The sequence below is a fragment of the Nitrosopumilus sp. b1 genome (genome assembly GCF_014078545.1).
GTDB lineage: Archaea > Thermoproteota > Nitrososphaeria > Nitrososphaerales > Nitrosopumilaceae > PXYB01.
This window is the reverse complement of record NZ_MU078717.1, coordinates 93,827-111,481: the sequence shown is the minus strand read 5'-3', so window position 1 is coordinate 111,481 and position 17,655 is coordinate 93,827. Positions and strand designations below refer to the sequence as shown.

Genomic DNA, 17,655 nt, shown 5'->3' with positions numbered 1-17,655 from the left:
ATGCCCACATCCGTATTTATATTTGCAAGAAAGGGTATGTGAGAAATTAAAGATTAACCTTTGTTTTCGAAGATCTTGATTGCTTTTGGAGGGCAAACTCCTTCACATGCAAGACAAAAGATACAATCAGGTTCTTTTGACATTAATGGTTTTTTCTCAGATGCTGGATTTCCAGGAAAATCAAACCATTCATAGACTTGAACAGGACATGCATCAATGCATGCTCCATCTGCAATGCAAATATCATAATCAACTGAGACAAATTCTCCCCAAACACCCATGATACCATTGTCAGTTCCTTTTCTTCCCCAAGTTTTGATTGTATGACCTGTTGCTTCTACCTTGAATGGTGCTGAAGCTGGCATATGTGATTTGTATTCAACATCAATCGGTCCTGGTTTTGCACCATCTGGAATTTCAACAACTTCCTCTTCTACAGATGCAGTTTGTGTTTGTCCTTCTGGTGCAGCAACCTTTGGTTTTGGTTTTCCGTTTGGAACAATTTTTGCAAGAGGAGTCATATCTTCTAGTTTTTCCATTGCAGCTGCAAGTGAAATCTTTTCAGACTTTGACATTGATTCAATCATTTTGTCGGCAAGAATTGTATTTCTAAGAATAGTATCAATCATCATCTTTGCAAAATGATCTGCCTTCTTTCTGTAATCTTTAACCCATTGTGGGTCTCCGAATTTTTCAATTGGGAATATTTGATAAATAATATCTACAACTTCTCCTGTCACAACTTCGACTGTAACACTTAGCTCAACTTCTTCGTAACCTGCTGCATCTGAATCCTCCATGTTTTGTTCTTTCCATTTGTATGTAGCATAGATTCTGTCAGCATAGGTATCCATCTCAAAGGTTTTTTTCATGCCATCATGAACAGACTTTATTTCGGCAGGATCTTCGAGTTTAATTGGTAATCTATACAAACCTAATTTGTAACCATGTAAAGGATATACACCACGTTTCGCAGTGGGCGACTCCATTGTGTAAACGCGATCCTTAAGCAATAATGACATTTGATTTCTCTAACTACGAATTGTTTAAAAACCTTATCTAGTCCCCGTCATCCGGACATGTTAATTCGCGTAATTCTGTGTATTTTTTTTCCATTGTTTCTGCATGAACCAAAACAGCAGATAGATCAAATGAGTTCTTTGGGAAAAACCACCTGATTACAACCCAATGGCCTATTCCATCCATATCATGGATCATTCCCTTGTCAGATTCTACGTTTAGCTTTTCATCAATAGAGTGCTCTTTGATGGTAAGGCCTCTTTTTGTTCTGTCCTCTAAGACCAGATCAAGTTTGCTCTCTTTAATGTAATAGAAACTACCTTTTTTTAAAATAGGTAAGTCCAGCCCAGAATTATTTTTCGACTGGGTTTCCAATCATGTTACCCCATTCAGTCCATGAACCATCATAGTTTCTAACTCTAGGATAACCTAGCAGATACTTTAAGACAAACCAAGAATGTGAGGAACGCTCGCCAATTCTACAATAACAAATTACGTCTTTATCTGAAGTAACACCTTTTGGTTCATAGTTTTGTTTTAGCTCTGCTACAGATTTGAATGTCCCATCTGCATCATTAACTGCAGTTGCCCATGGTATGTTATTTGCTCTAGGAATATGTCCACCACGCTGTGCATGCTCCATTGGGTATTCTGGAGGAGCAGTAATCTCACCTGTAAACTCCTTTGGAGAACGAACATCAACCATTACAGTGTCATGTCTGTCAAGTGCGCGTCGAACATCATACAGGTATGCACGCAAGCCTTCATCAGGGGGACTAGCAGTGTATTTTGTGTTAGTAATTTGTGGTTCTTCAGTAGTGTATTGCTTATTTTCTAATTCCCATTTTTTGCGTCCGCCATTCATAATTTTGATATTCTCATGTCCATAATACTTGAATACCCAAAACACAAAAGCTGCAAACCAATTATTAAAATCACCATAAAGAATGACTTCAGAGTCGGGAGTGATTCCATTTTTTGACATTAATTCTTCAAATTTTTTCTTATCGATAATATCTCTAGTAAGAGGATCATTGATGTCTCTCTTCCACCAAATTAAGCTTGCACCTTTAATGTGACCCTTTCTATATCCATTTTCAGGATCATAATCAACTTCAACTAAACGTCGTTTTTCATTTGGAGGATTATTTGATACCCATTCTGTATCAACTAAAACTTCAGGATGTGCGTAACTCATATCTAGTTTAATTGAAAATCTGCTTAATTAATTGTTTTTCCCAATTTAGAATCCCAAAACTATCATTTTTAAGTAAATGCAAATGATACACACATGGTTGAAATTAAACAAAGTTGCAGTTGTTAGTAAATTCGGCTCAAAGGAGTCTGAAGATGCTGCAACCAAGGTATCAAAAAAATTCCTTTCAAAAAAATCAACAGTGTTTACTATTGCGCCAGTAAAACTAGAAGGTACTAAACAAGTGGACACCATAGAGGAGTTAAAAAAAGAGAAACTCGACCTTGTTGTAACATTAGGCGGAGACGGAACTACGTTGAGGGCCTTTAGACAACTACGAAACGAAGTTCCTGTTTTGACCATTAATGTAGGTGGGAATAGGGGCATTCTGTCAGAGATTACGATTGATGAATTAGACACTGCAATAAACCAGATGCTTGCAGGAAAGATAATTCTAGAAAAAAGAACCAGAGTAGTTGCTTCCTGTGCTGGAAAGGACTTTCCACCAGCTCTAAATGAGATTTACATTAATAGAACAAACTTGACCAAGACTGCAGAATTTGAGATAAAATTCCAAAACGACACCGTAAAACAGAAGATGGATGGAGTAATAATTGCAACACCCAGTGGATCAACTGGACATTCGTTTTCACTTGGAGGGCCAATTCTACATGAAAGCCTTGATGTACTAATCATCACACCTGTTGCTCCAGTGTACAGACTAGAATCAATTGTAGTTCCAGATGAAAAGGTAGAGATTATTTGTTCTCATGATTGCAATGTTGTAATGGATGCACAAGTTGTAAAATCTGCAGGTTTTGGTGAACCAATAACCATTAAAAAGTATAATAAACACGCAGTCTTTGTTAGACTAAAAAAGCGTGGATTAAGGCAAATGAGTAAACTTGGATTTTAAAATTGTAGACGCCAGCGCGTTTTACGCCGGCATTCCATTTGGCACATTAGATGCATGTCATACCACTACATTGGTGTATGATGAAATTAAACACATAAAACAAAATCAAGATGCTTTAGGAACTCTGTTAGAGACAGGTAGATTACAGATTAGAGATCCTGAAAAAAATACATTAGACTTTATTCTAAAAAAAGCAAAAGAAACAGGAGATCTTCAGCAGTTATCTAAACAAGACATCTCGGTTCTAGCATTATGTTATGAATTGAAAGGAGAGCTAATCACAGATGATTATGCAATTTCAAATGTTTCTGAAAATCTTGGGGTGAAGGTTTCCCCAATTATGACTTCTGGAATAAAAGATGTGGGAAAATGGATTCATTATTGTTCAGGATGTGAAAAGAGTTTTCAGAAAGGAGTAGAGTGTCCACAGTGTGGCAATCCATTGAAGAGGAAGCTAATCAAGGGCAAGCCTCCTTCCATTCCAGTCAACGAATGAGCCATCATATACTTTGACTTTCTCATATCCGGCAATTCTTAATTGATAAAATAGGCTTGATGCCCTATGTCCATGCATACAATAACAAATAATTTCTTTATCCTTTGGAATTTTTCTTTCTAGGAATAGTTTTTCGAGATTTTCTTTATCAGAGAACATCTTACCGTTTGTTCCTAACCCATCAGTAAATGGAATCAATATGGCATTTGGCAAATGTCCACCCATGAATTCTTGAGGTGATCTAGCATCCAACAATACAATCTTTTCCAAATTTGTCAAGATGTCATCGGCATCAATTTGTAAATGATGATTTACCTTTGAAGAAAATTTTGAAGGAGTTACATTGTATGACTTTCTTGTAAGATCAATACCAAATTGTGGAAGAGTGTTAATTCCATGATCCAAAATTTTGGTTTTTTCATGGCCAAAGTATAGAAATGTCCAAGCTATTCTTGCAACAGAAGGATCCATATATTCTCCACACAGTACAACTGTTTTTGATTCATCAACTCCTAATGAGCTAAAAATTTCTACAATGTTTTTTTCATCTGCAACAAGGTGTGAACCATTTTGATCAAATTTTATTACCTGCTCGATTGTCAATGACTGTGAGTTCGGTATATGACCATACATGAAAGAGACTTTTGGTCGGGTATCAAGAATTATTAGTTCAGAATCATCAATGTGATCTTTTAGCCATTGTGGTGAAACTAGCACACGATAAAAAAATTTGATAATTATTTAATACTATGTTAAGAGTCGTGTAAGGTTTTTTGATTTGAAGATTTGATATGATTACTTTGAGTTTCTAACATTTTTTTAATCTTCTTTGCTCTTGAATCACCCAATCCTTCAACCTTTGAGAGATCTGCTGTCGTTGCATTAAAGACTCTAAGTGGAGTTCCAAATTTTTCAAGCATTCTGATTGCAAGTTTCTCTCCAACACCAGGTAAGCTGCACAAAGCAGAAAGTTGTTGTCTCTGGGTATCATTTGATTTTTTTATTTTTTTAAGAAATGGTCCCTTTGTTGCATCTTTTCGAGAACACATTGAGATTAGCAATTTCACCGTATGAGTTGCACTAGGAGTAGGGATAATTGGAATTTTAAAATCTAGTGCGACACTAGATACTGCACCATAAAATATCAATGGGTTATCAGTTATTTCATCAATCTCATCAAGATTTCCCTCCATGAGAATCACTGGAAACTGGAAATGCTCTTTTAGTCGGCTGCATTGATCAAATAATCTACCATCAAAGACAGATGATAGTAAATCATGGAGGCTTTTTCTCTCTACAACTGTTTCTGGTGCAACAATATAATCACCAATTGGTAAGGTTTTGATTTCAGTGTTGATTCCTACTTGTTTTAACAGATCAGGAATGCCACTTTTGCGTTCTCGTTCATCAACTACAATACGTAAATTGGATAGATTCACAAAATTGGTTTTGGTTAATTTGTTAATATCTTATTTGGAGTCTTGAGGTTTACTTGAAGGTTGAGGCTTTGTACCGGATTGACCGCCCTTCATCATTTCAGTAATCTTTGCTTCCTGTTCTTTTAGACTTTCTTCAATTCTAGTTCTTTGTTTAGCTAGTACAGTAGTTCTAGTGTTTGCAAGCTCTTTTTTCTCTTCTAGTTCTGAAATCAAATCCTTTTTGACTGATTTTATAAGAATTGAGCCTGCATGTTTGTAAACAGTGTCATCATCACTTACTTTTTTTAATTCTTCTAGGGCCTTGTCGGTTTCAGCAATTTCCATGTCTAATTGTTGTTTTTGTGCCATGATTGATTGTAAATTTTGTTGAGATTGTTGCATCTTCATTAATTGCTCTTGTAACCATGGAGGCATTTGTTGACCTGAAGACATCTTAACATCTACATTCCATGTTTTCTTATATCTTTACCGATTCAATAGTGTTGTAGCTTGCCTGAATCAATCTAAGTGTGGAGTTAAGATTTGCACGCAAATGTGGGAGTTGGTCTGATTCTATAAGAATTGAAATTTCTTTATTTAACTTCATTTCTGTTTTTGTAGGATTTTCAGGATAAAACTTGTTATCGATATATATTGCATCAAAGATTGCTTTTGTTTTTTCTTTGGCATTGATAGTAATTTTTGCATTAAAGTTTGACATCGTATGCTGTTCCAGCAATTTTAAAACCACATTTCTGGCATTTCCAGATGCCAACGGCTTCTCTGCTGAGCTTTTTTGAACCACAGTCAGGACAGGTTCTTTTTTCTTTAAGCATCAAGTGAACTTGGGTGTATTGTTTTCTTGGCTTGATTCCATATCGAGCACCTAACCCTTTCATTGATTTCTTTTTGGCCATTTTATTGTCTGCCTTGTTTTGCTTGTTTAAGAGTTTCTCTTATTTTTTTACCGATTGAGACAGATAATTCTCCACATTTAATGAGCTCCTCATGCCTAAATCCATCATGACCTCCTTTTTGGAGTGCACAGATGTTTCCATCAGAGTCTGTAGTAATTGTGATTCTAGCATCCATGCAATCCCACTCATCAGCGTTTGGGTCTACTACGATATAATCACCAATTTTAGCCATAGTAACTGAAACTGGAATGGTAGTTATTGGTACATCAGATTCTGCCCCTTCTACAAGTTTTGGTGAATCATTTTGCATCTCCCATTTCGGAGTCTTACTAGACAGTAATGCAGCAGTTGTTGCATAAGAGCATGCATCAAAGAGATTGCCGGCATAATCAATTACACTGTTATCTGCAAATACGCCAACTACAGATTTATCTTTCTCAATAACTAGTTGAGACAAATCAATCATGTGGCTTTCTCTGATTCCTCTATCTACAACTCTTGCAAGTTCAATTACATCTTCATTTGGTGGACCTGTTTCAACAGAGGGATGTGCTACTGGTAAAACTTCAGCAGTACAAATGAAAATTCCTTTATCTCCCATATCAGGAAAAGGTCTATCAGGTTGAATTTTTACACCAGAAATAACTTCAGTATCACCTAATCTTACTCTTGCAGAACCGTTTGCTTTTGGAATTGCTCCTATTTCGATATCTAGTGGTCGAACTTCATCAAGTGAACGTCCATCAATTCTTTTTCCTTGTTCAAGTAATTCCAAAATAGATTTCTTTTTTAGATCATCAATGATAGAAGCATGTCCCATTATTCATTTCCCCCAGCAAAATATTTGTCAGTTAAAGCTTTTTTCTGAATTTCGTAAACTAGCTTGCAACCATCAATTCCAGTTTGAACACATTTTTTGTATTCTTCTGGAGTTAGTACACCATCAAGTTGTAAAAGAGTGATTTTTTCTAGATTTGGCATATAGCCTACTGGCATATCTGCTTGACCTGCTTGATCCTCTTCATTATTTACATCTAAAACTATAGTATCAGCAACCTTTCCAGCTGCACATGCTGAAACCATATCTCGCATAGGAATTCCTGCATCTGCTAATGCAACAGATGCTGCATCTAATGCTGCACAACGTGAACCTCCATCAGCTTGTAATACTTCAATGAATACATCAACTGCAGTTCTTGGGAATTTATCTAACATAACTGCGGGCTCTAGTGCCTCTTTGATGACTTTGGAAATTTCGATTTCTCTTCTGGAAGGTGCGGGGTTTTTTCTCTCAGTGACAGAGAATGGCTGCATGTGATATCTGCATCTTAAAATTCCTGTATCAGTATTTGACATGTGTTTTGGATGTACATCTCTTGGTCCATAAACACCAGCCAAAATTTTGTTATCTCCAAATTCAATGTAAGCAGAACCGTTGGCATTTTTTAAAACGCCAGCCTTTATCATAATTCTTCGTGGTTCGTCAATCTTTCTTCCATCACAACGAATGCCATTTTCATCTAATAGTACTACTTCAGTATCTCTTCCACCCATAATTATTCACCTTTTGATTCTAGCATTGATTTCACTTTATCAGTGAGATTTGCAATATGTGCTTGTTCGTCCACCATTCGAATTGCTTTTTTGGCCTTTAATAACCCATTGGGATCATCACAGGTTACGACAACCCAACCGTTTTGTCCAATTGTAATAGTAGCACCAGTAGCCATCTCTATTGTTTGAATCATGGTACCTCTTTTTCCAATTAACCTTGGGACTTTGCTTGCAGAGATTGCAATCAGTTCTCCCGAATCAATTTTTCCAAGTTCTCTGTCTGCAATTGTAATTAATGGATCACGGGTTCTATCAAAATTTGCAATTCTAGCAGCAACAAGATCACCCTTGTCAAGTCTAGAAGTTAATTCATCTGCATGTGCAGAAAAGTCTCTGCCAAAAACATCCTGGGCTGGTAAAAATCCCACATAACAGGAGTTGATGTCAAGCTCCCATGATAATGATGTATGAGAAATTACTTTGCCAATTACTAGATCATTGATCTTTGGAAGATACATTCCAGTAAGTGGTATGACCCTAACAGTGTCATCATAGATTTCAGAAATTCCTATTGTAGTTGCTACGATATTTTTTCCCTCAAGTGTAACATTTTGATCTGGTCGATATGGTCCTGAAGTGATTACATCGCCAGGAATAACGTATTTTCGCTTTGTATTTTCCATTATAATTGAACCTCTACTGTAGCAGTACCCTTTGTAATTGAGCCTAATCTATCTATCACGTTGGGCCTTGCTGCCGCCGGTATTTCAAGTATTGCTTTGAGTGAGCCATTTGCAAGCCAATCTTCTTTTTTCAAACTACCAACTGACTTTAAGACAGAATATGATTGAGCTGCATATTGAGCAGGGACAATAATTTCTAATTTCAAATTTTCAGATTTTAATGGAATGACACTACGTAATTTTTCTACAATATCTTTGATCTGCTCATCAGAATTTTTTTGAGGATCTATTGAGATTCTTGCATCCTTCATTGCTTGTTCTATTCTAAGTGGAGGATGAGGAAGATGTGAGCGAGGATCAACGTATGTTTTTGCAATATGCTCAACAATTTGTTTGCGTTTTTCTTCAATCATCTTTCTGCGCTGATCAGTGGTAAGGTTTAGTTCTCCTTTTGTGAGGATTTTTTCGGCTATTATCGCAGCATCTTCAGTTTTGAAAGCTTTGAGTAATTTTTCAGTGGAGGGTTTTGTGCCTTTTCCAGAATCAGTGTAAATTTCATCAGAAACCAATACCGATGAGATATCCTTCTTTTTTCCAAGCTTAAAATCTAGGGCAGGATCCGGCTTCACCAGAATTTCAAACTTTTCGCCCTCAAATGAGTACCTTACAACAGTTACGTCTACCATCGTGTATCTGAATATGCATAGTCGGTATTTATCTATACATAAAACTAGCTAGATTTTTATTTGGACTTTGAAGTTTTTGAGTAAGATTTGCCTTCTTTAGAAGTAATTAGTAAAGATAAAGAAAAGATATCAATCAAGCTTACAGATGTTCCTCTTCAATATGCAAATGCATTAAGACGTATTTGCCTAAATGGAGTTCCAGTTTTTGCCATAGATACAGTTGACATTGTTGAAAACACCTCAGTTCTTGCTGATGAGGGTCTTGCTCACAGACTAGGACTAATTCCATTAAAAACCGACTTGAATGAATTTAAAAACTTGGCAGATCTTGACCTAAATGACTCTACCAATAGAGTAATGTTAGTTTTAGATTCAGGAGATTCAACAGAGACTAGAACAGTACTTTCTGGGGAAATGTCATCTGAAGATAATTTTGTAAAACCAATCTCCGATAAGATTCCAATTGTAGCGTTGGCTCCTGGTCAAAAGATAAAGGTTGAGGCTTATGCTCGACTCGGAAGAGGAATTGAACATGCAAAGTGGAACTCTTCAAATGTATCAGTGCTAATTGAGACAAACAAGGAAAATGAGAGAATCCTAACAGTAGAGTCTACTGGCGCCTTAGCACCTGAACAAATAGTACTTGCGGGTGTTGAGGAGTTATCTCACAGATTATCAGAGTTCAAAGGCATAGTTGAGCAACTCAAAGCATAGTAAAACAAGCATATCTATTATATTTGGGCAGAAAAACGCATTATCACATGTCAAACATAGTTGTACGTCAAATGGCTAAAGAGCTCAAAAAGGCTTCAGTAGAACACGAGGCCCCAATTTGGAAGAAATTAGCTGAATTGGCCCTAAAACCAACTGTTGCAAGAAGAAACATCAATGTCAATAAGATCGATAAATTAACCAAAGACAATGATGTTGTAGTAGTTCCAGGAAAGGTATTAGGAACTGGAAACATGTCTCATAAAATCACACTTTGCTCATTTTCAATATCAAATGCCGCAGCAACAAAGATTCTAGAGTCTGGCGGAAAAATCCTTAATTTTGAAAACATGATAAAGCAATATCCAACTGGAAAAGGAGTGACCATGCTTGGCTGATCAAGTAGTAAAGACAGACAGACCAATCGTAGTGGATGCAACTAATCACATTGCTGGAAGATTAGCATCAAATGTTGCAAAGCTTCTATTGCAGGGAAACAGGGTATCAATTGTAAATTGTGAAAATATCATGATCAGCGGTAGTAGAAGTAACATCATCAAAGAATATCGAGATTTTTTAAAGATTGCAAGTATCATAAATCCAAAACATGGTCCATATCATCCTAGGCGTCCAGATACAATACTTACAAGAATGATCAGGGGAATGCTCCCAAGAAAAAAGACTTCAGGATTAGAAGCTCACAAGAGATTAAGAACATACATTGGAACTCCAAAGGAACTAGGCTCATTTGAGAAGATAAAATTTGAAAAAGCAATGATTACAAGAGCATCAGCAAACTATACAACTATGGCAAATCTCGGAAGAACTATTGGGTGGACTGAATGACCGTACCAAAAACTGAAATTTATTTTGCAACTAGAAAGACATCCAGTGCTCATGTCCACATCACAAAAGGCGTGGGACGAGTTAGAGTCAACAACATTCCAGTGGAAATGATTCCACAAGAGACAGCAAGAGAAGCTATTCTTGCACCATTAGAGATTGCAGGAGATTTGAGAAAAAAGGTTGACATTTCAGTCAGAGTTAGAGGCGGAGGATTCATGGGTCAAGCAAGTGCAACTGCAACAGGAATTTCAAGAGCGTTAATTGGATGGACAAAATCAAAGAAAGAACCAAAAGATCATCCACTTCCAAAATCAACTCGTGAAGATCTTAGAAAACGAATTGCAGATTTTGACAAGTATCTAATTAGTGGAGATGCCAGAATGAAGGAACCAAAGAAGTTTGGTGGACCTGGCGCTAGAAGAAGAAAACAAAAATCTTATCGTTAGAAGTGAAAGTAGTAATTTTAGCTGGTGGCAAAGGTACAAGGGGAAAACCCTATACAGATTATTTCCCAAAGGCAATGACGCCAATTAATGCAAAACCCCTGATTGAATATATTGTGAAATATCTTGATTCACACAAATTCATCAGTGAGATAATCATAGTTTCAGATTATAACGGATTAGGAGGACAGGTTCAAAATTATTTGGGAGAGCTAAAGACTCGCTCAAAATTATCGTTTGTTCAGGACTCCCAATCAGGAACAGGAGGAGACTTGCTGCATGTATCATCAAAGATAAAGGAATCAGAATTCATTTTGTGGTTTGTAGACAATCTTTGTGCAATAAATCTCAAAGAGATGTGGGAGCAGTTTAAGAGAAAAAAGAGTCTTGCATGCATTGCTACAAGAAGCAGTAGAAAAGAAGAGACAGGATTTGCCAAAGTAGAAGACGGGATTATACAAGAATTTGTAGAAAAGCCAATGATGAATCTTCAGATGTCAGAGTGTCTTGGAGTCTATATTATCTCAAAATCAATTCTAAGGAAGATTAAAGAAAAATCAAAGAAAAAGGATGTTAATCTTTCATTTGATATTTTACAGGAATTATCTAGAGATGGAAAGGCTAGCTCTTTTGATATTGGAAATTGTTTGTGGGCAGATGTTGAGTCACCAGTATTTGTTGAAAGAAATCAAAAGATGATTAACAGCATTATAAAACAGATGAAAGTTTAGAGTTTTTCTCATATTCAGATATTTTATCCTCGTATTGAAGGGTTAATGCAATATCGTCTAATCCTTCTAAGAGTATCTTTTTCTTGTAGGAATCAATATCAAATGATATCTTTTCAGAATTTGTTATGATTAATTGATTTTGAAGATCAACTTGAATCGGAGATGTCTCATTCATTAATTGTTCAACAATTTTTTGCTCTAATTGAATTGGTAAAATTCCATTCTTGAAACAGTTGCTGTAAAAAATATCAGCAAATGAAGGGGCTATAATTACAGAAAAACCATAATCCTGCAAAGCCCATACTGCGTGTTCCCTGCTTGAACCACAACCAAAGTTATCTCCAGCAACTAAAATTTTTGAGCCCTGGTATTTTTTCTCATTTAACACAAAAGTGTCAATTGGTTTTTCACCCTGTGAGAATCTCCAGTTGTAAAAGACGTATTTTCCAAACCCAGTTTTTTGAACCAACTTGAGAAATTGTTTTGGAATAATTTGATCAGTATCGACATTTACTTTGTCAAGAGGAGTTACAATGCTTGAAATCTTTTCAAATGGTTTCATTTCAGATCTAGTTTCCTAACATCTACAAAATGGCCAGAAATTGCTGCAGCTGCGGCCATTACAGGACTAACAAGATGGGTTCTTCCGCCAACACCTTGTCTGCCTTCAAAGTTTCGATTAGAAGTACTAGCGCATCTTTCACCCGGTGATAAAATATCAGGATTCATTCCAAGACACATGCTACATCCTGACTCTCGCCATTCAAAATTTGCATCAATGAAGATCTTATCTAATCCCATCTTCTCTGCTTGGATTTTTACCATTTGGGAACCTGGGACAACCATTGCCCTTACATTTGGTGAGACCTTTTGTCCCTTTACTACTTTTGATGCCTCAATCAGATCCTCTAGTCGGGCATTTGTACATGAACCGATAAAGACCCTATCAATTTTGATATCAGTTATTGGAGTTCCAGCTTCCAAATCCATGTATTCTAGTGCTTTTTGCGCACCCCTTTCTTGATTGGAATCTCCTTTTGCAAACTCTTCTGGATCTGGAACATTCTCAGTTACATCACACGTCATTCCCGGGTTTGTTCCCCAGCTTACTTGAGGAGCAATATCATCAATGTTTAGTGTGAAACTTTTTGCAAATTTTGCATTAGTATCAGTCTTGAGGTTTTCTCTCCAATCATCAACTAACTCTTCATAATTTTTTGGAGTGTATTTTCTTCCCCTCAAATAATCAAATGTCTTCTCATCTGGTGCAATTAATCCCGCACGGGCACCTGCCTCAATTGACATATTACAAACAGTCATTCTTTGCTCCATTGACAAGTCTTCGATCCCTTCTCCCCGATACTCTATCACAGTTCCAGTGCCACCACCAGTTCCAATGTTTTTAATGATTGAAAGAATGATGTCTTTTGCAGTTACAGCAAATGGGTTTTTTCTTTTTCCCCTTACTGTGATCTCAAATGGTTTTGGTTTTTCTAGCCATAAAGTTTGAGAGGCAAAAACATGTTCTACTTCGCTGGTGCCTATACCAAATGCTAGTGCTCCAAATGCACCCTGTGTGGATGTATGACTATCGCCACAAACAATTGTAGTACCAGGCAGTGTGATTCCCAACTGAGGGCCAATTACATGTACAATCCCTTGTTCTGGACTGTTAATATCAAAGAGATGAATTCCAAAGTCTTTGCAGTTTTTTTCCAAAGTTTTGATCTGAATTGATGATGTCTGATCAACTATTGGAAGAGAGCGGTTGTTTGTTGGAACATTATGATCCATTGTAGCTATGGTAAGATCAGGTCTTCGAACCTTTCGATTATTCATTCGTAAACCATCAAAGGCTTGAGGCGATGTCACCTCATGAATCATGTGTCTGTCTATGTAAATCAGAGTTGGACCAGAATCTTTTTTCACAACAATGTGAGAATCCCAGATTTTTTCAAATAATGTCTGTGCCATGATATTCAGATTATGGAGTATACTTGAAGAGGCCACCTGCCTCAATTATTTTCCCAATTAGTTCTGAGAAAGGTTTCATTTGATACACTTTGTTTTTTGTGATATTTTTAATCTCATTTTTTGCAGTGTTAATTTCAAGCTCATCCCCGTCTGAGATATCCTTGTAGGTTTCCTCAGAAATTTCAATTGGTAGTAAAAATGCGCCATCAACTGCATTCCTATAAAAAATTCTGGCAAAGGTTGGAGCCAAGACTGCCTTTATTCCAGAGTGAGATAATGCTATTGGGGCGTGTTCTCTACTGGAACCACAACCAAAGTTCTTTCCGGCAACAATGAAATCACCATCCTTAACCTTTGAGTGAAAATCAGGATCTATTCCCTCCATTGCGTGTGTTGCTAGCTCTGCATAATCATGAATCTTAAGATAAGTACCAGGAATTATTACGTCGGTATCTATGTTGTCACGTTCATATTTTATTGCGTTGCCTTTCATTTCAAATCCCTCGGGTCAGTAATCTTTCCAGTAACTGCAGATGCTGCTGCAACCATAGGAGATGACAGATACGTTTGTGAATCCACATGCCCCATTCTTCCAGGAAAGTTTCGATTTGTAGTGCTAATGCAGATTTCATCTTTTGCTAATACTCCCATATGTGCACCACAGCATGCTCCACATGTTGGGGGTCCAACAGTTGCGCCTGCATCAAGAAATATTTTGATAAGACCTTTTTCCATTGCGCGTTTGTAAATCGATATTGCAGCTGGTAGAACCTCTGTCCTGATCTTTACTGTTCTTCCTTTGAGGATTTTTGCAGCAGCCTCCAAATCCTCCATCTTTGCACCAGTACATGAGCCGATGTATGCTTTGTCAAGATCAACAGAAGGTGCTTCCCTTACAACACAGATGTTTTCTGGTGAGAAGGGTTTTGCAACAATTGGCTCCATCTCAGAGCCCTCATACTCGTATGTCTCTGCATACTCTGCATCATCATCACCCATTACGGGCGAGTAATTTGTTGCACCACGTTGTGCTAGATAATCATAGATTTTTTGATCTGGTTCGATAATTCCGTTTTTAGCGCCACCTTCGGTTGTCATGTTAGTTAGAGTCAGTCTCTCTTCGACTGACATCTCAGATATTCCAGTACCGCCAAACTGCATGGTGCGATATGCTCCACCATCTGTTCCTATATCGCCAATTATTTTGAGAATTAGATCTTTTGCCATCACATAATCAGGTAGCTTTCCGTTTAGCTTAAAGTAAACAGTCTCTGGAACCTTAAACCAGATTTTTCCATGTAACAGGACATAAGCTACATCAGTGTGTCCAAGGCCACATGCAAATGCACCTAGTGCTCCCGTGGTGTTTGTATGAGAGTCGCCTCCAACATATACCTCGCCGGGTAAAACCATTGCTTCTTCATGGGACAAGGTGTGGCAAATTCCATACTGACCCATACCGTATTTGAAATGGCGTTCAATTCCATAATTTTTTGTAAAGTTTGATAATTTTACAATATTTTCTGCAGAGACCTTTTCAGCCGAAGGCACAAAATGATCCTCTGCAACCCAGACATTTTTTGGATTCCATAGCTTGTCTACATTAATTCCTTGTTTCTTTAATTTATCAAATACCTTGATCACTCCCGGACCAGATACGTCATGTACCATTACTTTATCCACATTAGCAAAGACTACATCGTCTGGCGCTAATCTGTCCTTTCCAGATGCCCTAGCTAGAATTTTTTCAGTGATATTCACGTTCAAAAAAGCTTAATCTACAGATTAAAAGCTTTTCAGAATCTATTAGAGTGTAACATATGAAATCCCTCATATGTGACGCAACTGCTCAAAAATTCTTCAAATTCTCGAGTTAGGATCTATGCATTGTTTTTTCCACATTGGTACTGATGATCCCAAAAAATTTCCCCCAGTAATAATAGGTGATTTTACCAATGTATCATATTGGCGTGGGCAAGAGACATGCAGGTGTACAAGGATGTCGTATCCTCTCTGCTTGAAAAGTCAATTCTTGATATCGATATCAAATCCCTATCAAAGATAGAACACACACTAAAAGAGAACAGCCTTACATTTGATGACTCACTTGATAATCCAGAGGCAGTAAATGCAATACTAAAGCAGGTATTGGGAGACAAATACCAAAGACTGGTTCATGCAGTAAACAGTGAGCTGAGTCTTGTGCCGAAAATGGAGTTATTTGATAGATTTATCACAATTCTAAACAAGTAATTGAGGCGTGCGAAAACACCCACCCAAAATGAAAACTTTGGTCAATAGTCCTAGTATGCCAAGTATACTAGTATGAGGATATATCTGGTGGTGTATACACCATGAACACAAATCTCTGGCTAGTACCGCGATAAAAGAGCAGAATAACTTATGAATATCTGAATCAAGTCATCATCCATTGAATAAGAGCATCAAAATTTTCATCATGCTAGTTGCAGTGGGATTTTCCTCATCAATGATGCTATCATTAGTTGACTGGAGTTATATTGGCAAGTGTATCGAGGAAGGGTTGTTTCCAGGAATGTCAGACGGAGACAGAACATGTACTGATATCATTCCACATGCATTTGCATGCAGCTGTGCAGCTGAATGGAAGATTCATGATGACTACAAAGAAAAAGGAAATGTAATCTTTTCAGGAACAGTATCGGATATCATAACGCAGGAGAGATCCTATCTTGTCACACTAGACATCATAGATTCTTGGAAGGGAATCCCCTTTGGAACTGGTACAATAAACATCATGACTTCACAAAGCAGTGCATCCTGCGGTGTTAATTTCGAGGCAAACCAGAGCTATCTAGTAGTTGGTCATGGCCCATGGGATCAAACACCTACTGTTTCCAGTTGCAGCTCTACTACTCTGTTGGATTTTGCAGACCCACAGGTTGCATATCTTAATGATGTTACACAGGAACCAGAGTTTATTGTAAAAGATGTGAAATTTCTGCAAGATATCATTTATCCTGATGAATTAGGATTCTATGAAGTTGAAATTACAGATAAAGACGGAAATCCAGTTGAGATGTTTGTTACTGGCAGAGTAGATTATATCGCACCGTGGGGTGAGTCAAACTTTTCACCAGTTGGAAACTATGACAAGCAAAAAGAAAGATTTGTTGGTGAGCTGACCCCGCCAAGGGAGATAGCTCCGGGAACATACACCTTACAGCTATCAGTGCACGGGCTGCACGGGGGACCACTGGAATTTTCTGGAATAAAGCAAGTAGAGTTTGAGATAAGAGAAAAGCCCGGCTCCATGAATACGCTGTTTCTTCCAGCTTCAATGGATAAACTGCGAGGGGAATATCGATTCTTCCACAAAGACGAGCCGCGAGAATTTCAGATACAGCTAATCAAGGGACATTACTATTCGTCTGTCTTGGCAAATCACACAATGTCAATTTTGGTTTATGGAATAGATGAGGAAAACAATGAAAATCTACTACAAGCAGTGCAAAAGACATCAGATGAGAACGGCTTTGTAACGCATGAGCTTGACCTGAGTGACAGGACATACTGTGAGTATGATGTGGTGTTTAGCGCACAATATGATGGCTTTGAGGATACGCAAAGGATTGGATACCGTATGACAAACACAGAGACGTATCATTATACATGGAATGGTGAGGACATTCCGGTAACAGTCGAGGGCAACTGCTCTGTTCCATTATCAATGGAGTTTGACCAGCAAAAAAAGACAATGACAGTTCAGGTAGATACTACAGATGCAAAGAAAAGCTTCCAGATTGAATTTCCCCACAGGCTGCTTGATGGTGATCTCTCAGTTGTGTTCAATGGTGACCTAGGGGAGAATAGCTCTGTCGAGAAAAGAAAGGATGTGGCCATAGTAAACATCAAGGGCAATTCAGATATCACTACAGTTCAGATTATTGGAACAAGTGCAATACCGGAATTTGGGCAAATGGCGCTGCTGCTTTTGGGTGCAGCTATTCTGCCAATAGTGATTCTTGCCAGAAAACTCGGACCTTTAGGGACAAGAGCTTAGAATAACTTATGAGGCTCCTACTT

25 protein-coding genes are annotated in these 17,655 nt (G+C 37.6%); 9 read left to right on the top strand and 16 right to left on the bottom strand.

Going from position 1 to position 17,655, the window contains the following annotated elements:
- Nucleotides 1-53 precede the first annotated feature (53 nt).
- Genes C6988_RS04725 through C6988_RS04715 form a run of 3 tightly spaced genes read right to left on the bottom strand, consistent with a single transcriptional unit; the run spans nt 54 to nt 2,218 of the window.
- Entirely contained in the window at nt 54-1,022 is a 969-nt protein-coding gene (locus tag C6988_RS04725) for a 4Fe-4S dicluster domain-containing protein (protein ID WP_182133909.1), read from the bottom strand.
- A 37-nt stretch (nt 1,023-1,059) separates the two neighbouring features.
- Nucleotides 1,060-1,395 (bottom strand): hypothetical protein, encoded by a 336-nt coding sequence (locus C6988_RS04720; protein ID WP_255464234.1) that lies wholly within the window; start codon nt 1,393-1,395, stop codon nt 1,060-1,062.
- Nucleotides 1,373-2,218 (bottom strand): sulfurtransferase, encoded by an 846-nt coding sequence (locus C6988_RS04715; RefSeq protein ID WP_182133908.1) that lies wholly within the window; start codon nt 2,216-2,218, stop codon nt 1,373-1,375. The genes C6988_RS04720 and C6988_RS04715 overlap by 23 nt, the downstream gene beginning before the upstream one ends.
- A gap of 76 nt (nt 2,219-2,294) precedes the next feature.
- Between C6988_RS04715 and C6988_RS04710 the strand changes: the two genes are divergently transcribed.
- The gene (locus C6988_RS04710) at nt 2,295-3,131 is read left to right on the top strand and encodes an NAD(+)/NADH kinase (RefSeq protein ID WP_342752364.1); all 837 of its coding nucleotides are present in this window, start codon (nt 2,295-2,297) and stop codon (nt 3,129-3,131) included.
- Nucleotides 3,121-3,627, top strand: a complete 507-nt coding sequence (locus C6988_RS04705; protein WP_182133906.1) for an NOB1 family endonuclease — start codon at nt 3,121-3,123, stop codon at nt 3,625-3,627. The genes C6988_RS04710 and C6988_RS04705 overlap by 11 nt, the downstream gene beginning before the upstream one ends.
- Here C6988_RS04705 and C6988_RS04700 read toward each other — a convergent pair.
- The 9 genes from C6988_RS04700 to C6988_RS04660 are packed head-to-tail and all read right to left on the bottom strand — an operon-like array spanning nt 3,586 to nt 8,885.
- Complete coding sequence (locus tag C6988_RS04700) at nt 3,586-4,344, bottom strand: sulfurtransferase (RefSeq protein WP_182133905.1); 759 nt, start codon at nt 4,342-4,344, stop codon at nt 3,586-3,588. The two genes, C6988_RS04705 and C6988_RS04700, sit on opposite strands and share 42 nt — an antisense overlap.
- Before the next feature lie 35 nt (nt 4,345-4,379).
- The gene (locus tag C6988_RS04695) at nt 4,380-5,066 is read right to left on the bottom strand and encodes an ERCC4 domain-containing protein (protein ID WP_182133904.1); all 687 of its coding nucleotides are present in this window, start codon (nt 5,064-5,066) and stop codon (nt 4,380-4,382) included.
- 30 nt (nt 5,067-5,096) lie between these two features.
- A complete protein-coding gene (locus tag C6988_RS04690; protein WP_182133903.1) occupies nt 5,097-5,498 on the bottom strand; it encodes a prefoldin subunit beta in 402 nt (133 codons plus the stop codon).
- A 25-nt stretch (nt 5,499-5,523) separates the two neighbouring features.
- A complete protein-coding gene (locus tag C6988_RS04685; RefSeq protein WP_182133902.1) occupies nt 5,524-5,766 on the bottom strand; it encodes a KEOPS complex subunit Pcc1 in 243 nt (80 codons plus the stop codon).
- Nucleotides 5,753-5,962, bottom strand: a complete 210-nt coding sequence (locus C6988_RS04680; RefSeq protein WP_182133901.1) for an eL43 family ribosomal protein — start codon at nt 5,960-5,962, stop codon at nt 5,753-5,755. Before C6988_RS04680 ends, C6988_RS04685 begins: the two co-directional genes overlap by 14 nt.
- A gap of 1 nt (nt 5,963) precedes the next feature.
- Nucleotides 5,964-6,782 carry an exosome complex protein Rrp42 gene (gene rrp42 / locus C6988_RS04675; RefSeq protein ID WP_182133900.1) on the bottom strand — a complete coding sequence of 273 codons (819 nt, stop codon included), beginning with the start codon at nt 6,780-6,782 and terminating at the stop codon, nt 5,964-5,966.
- The gene (gene rrp41 / locus C6988_RS04670; protein ID WP_182133899.1) at nt 6,782-7,516 is read right to left on the bottom strand and encodes an exosome complex exonuclease Rrp41; all 735 of its coding nucleotides are present in this window, start codon (nt 7,514-7,516) and stop codon (nt 6,782-6,784) included. The genes rrp42 and rrp41 overlap by 1 nt, the downstream gene beginning before the upstream one ends.
- 2 nt (nt 7,517-7,518) lie before the next feature.
- Entirely contained in the window at nt 7,519-8,199 is a 681-nt protein-coding gene (rrp4, locus tag C6988_RS04665; protein ID WP_182133898.1) for an exosome complex RNA-binding protein Rrp4, read from the bottom strand.
- Nucleotides 8,199-8,885 (bottom strand): ribosome assembly factor SBDS, encoded by a 687-nt coding sequence (locus C6988_RS04660; protein ID WP_182133897.1) that lies wholly within the window; start codon nt 8,883-8,885, stop codon nt 8,199-8,201. Before C6988_RS04660 ends, rrp4 begins: the two co-directional genes overlap by 1 nt.
- Before the next feature lie 87 nt (nt 8,886-8,972).
- Between C6988_RS04660 and C6988_RS04655 the strand changes: the two genes are divergently transcribed.
- Genes C6988_RS04655 through C6988_RS04635 form a run of 5 tightly spaced genes read left to right on the top strand, consistent with a single transcriptional unit; the run spans nt 8,973 to nt 11,616 of the window.
- Nucleotides 8,973-9,599, top strand: a complete 627-nt coding sequence (locus C6988_RS04655; protein WP_182133896.1) for a DNA-directed RNA polymerase subunit D — start codon at nt 8,973-8,975, stop codon at nt 9,597-9,599.
- Between the two features lie 47 nt (nt 9,600-9,646).
- The gene (locus C6988_RS04650; RefSeq protein WP_182133895.1) at nt 9,647-9,994 is read left to right on the top strand and encodes a 50S ribosomal protein L18e; all 348 of its coding nucleotides are present in this window, start codon (nt 9,647-9,649) and stop codon (nt 9,992-9,994) included.
- On the top strand, nt 9,987-10,442 hold the full coding sequence (locus tag C6988_RS04645; protein ID WP_182133894.1) for a 50S ribosomal protein L13: 456 nt from the start codon (nt 9,987-9,989) through the stop codon (nt 10,440-10,442). Before C6988_RS04650 ends, C6988_RS04645 begins: the two co-directional genes overlap by 8 nt.
- On the top strand, nt 10,439-10,888 hold the full coding sequence (gene rpsI / locus C6988_RS04640; protein ID WP_182133893.1) for a 30S ribosomal protein S9: 450 nt from the start codon (nt 10,439-10,441) through the stop codon (nt 10,886-10,888). Before C6988_RS04645 ends, rpsI begins: the two co-directional genes overlap by 4 nt.
- A gap of 2 nt (nt 10,889-10,890) precedes the next feature.
- The gene (locus C6988_RS04635) at nt 10,891-11,616 is read left to right on the top strand and encodes a nucleotidyltransferase family protein (protein WP_182133892.1); all 726 of its coding nucleotides are present in this window, start codon (nt 10,891-10,893) and stop codon (nt 11,614-11,616) included.
- Here C6988_RS04635 and leuD (C6988_RS04630) read toward each other — a convergent pair.
- Genes leuD (C6988_RS04630) through C6988_RS04615 form a run of 4 tightly spaced genes read right to left on the bottom strand, consistent with a single transcriptional unit; the run spans nt 11,594 to nt 15,351 of the window.
- Entirely contained in the window at nt 11,594-12,178 is a 585-nt protein-coding gene (gene leuD, locus C6988_RS04630) for a 3-isopropylmalate dehydratase small subunit (RefSeq protein WP_182133891.1), read from the bottom strand. The genes C6988_RS04635 and leuD (C6988_RS04630) overlap by 23 nt on opposite strands.
- On the bottom strand, nt 12,175-13,590 hold the full coding sequence (leuC, locus tag C6988_RS04625) for a 3-isopropylmalate dehydratase large subunit (RefSeq protein WP_182133890.1): 1,416 nt from the start codon (nt 13,588-13,590) through the stop codon (nt 12,175-12,177). The genes leuD (C6988_RS04630) and leuC overlap by 4 nt, the downstream gene beginning before the upstream one ends.
- A 10-nt stretch (nt 13,591-13,600) precedes the next feature.
- Nucleotides 13,601-14,083 (bottom strand): LeuD/DmdB family oxidoreductase small subunit, encoded by a 483-nt coding sequence (leuD, locus tag C6988_RS04620; RefSeq protein ID WP_182133889.1) that lies wholly within the window; start codon nt 14,081-14,083, stop codon nt 13,601-13,603.
- Nucleotides 14,080-15,351 (bottom strand): 3-isopropylmalate dehydratase large subunit, encoded by a 1,272-nt coding sequence (locus tag C6988_RS04615; RefSeq protein ID WP_182133888.1) that lies wholly within the window; start codon nt 15,349-15,351, stop codon nt 14,080-14,082. Before C6988_RS04615 ends, leuD (C6988_RS04620) begins: the two co-directional genes overlap by 4 nt.
- 204 nt (nt 15,352-15,555) lie before the next feature.
- On the opposite strand from C6988_RS04615, the gene C6988_RS04610 reads away from it, so the two are divergent.
- Together C6988_RS04610 and C6988_RS04605 are read left to right on the top strand one after the other, a co-directional pair.
- Nucleotides 15,556-15,843, top strand: a complete 288-nt coding sequence (locus C6988_RS04610) for a hypothetical protein (RefSeq protein ID WP_182133887.1) — start codon at nt 15,556-15,558, stop codon at nt 15,841-15,843.
- Between the two features lie 178 nt (nt 15,844-16,021).
- The gene (locus tag C6988_RS04605; protein WP_182133886.1) at nt 16,022-17,632 is read left to right on the top strand and encodes a PEFG-CTERM sorting domain-containing protein; all 1,611 of its coding nucleotides are present in this window, start codon (nt 16,022-16,024) and stop codon (nt 17,630-17,632) included.
- The last annotated feature ends 23 nt before the right edge of the window (nt 17,633-17,655 follow it).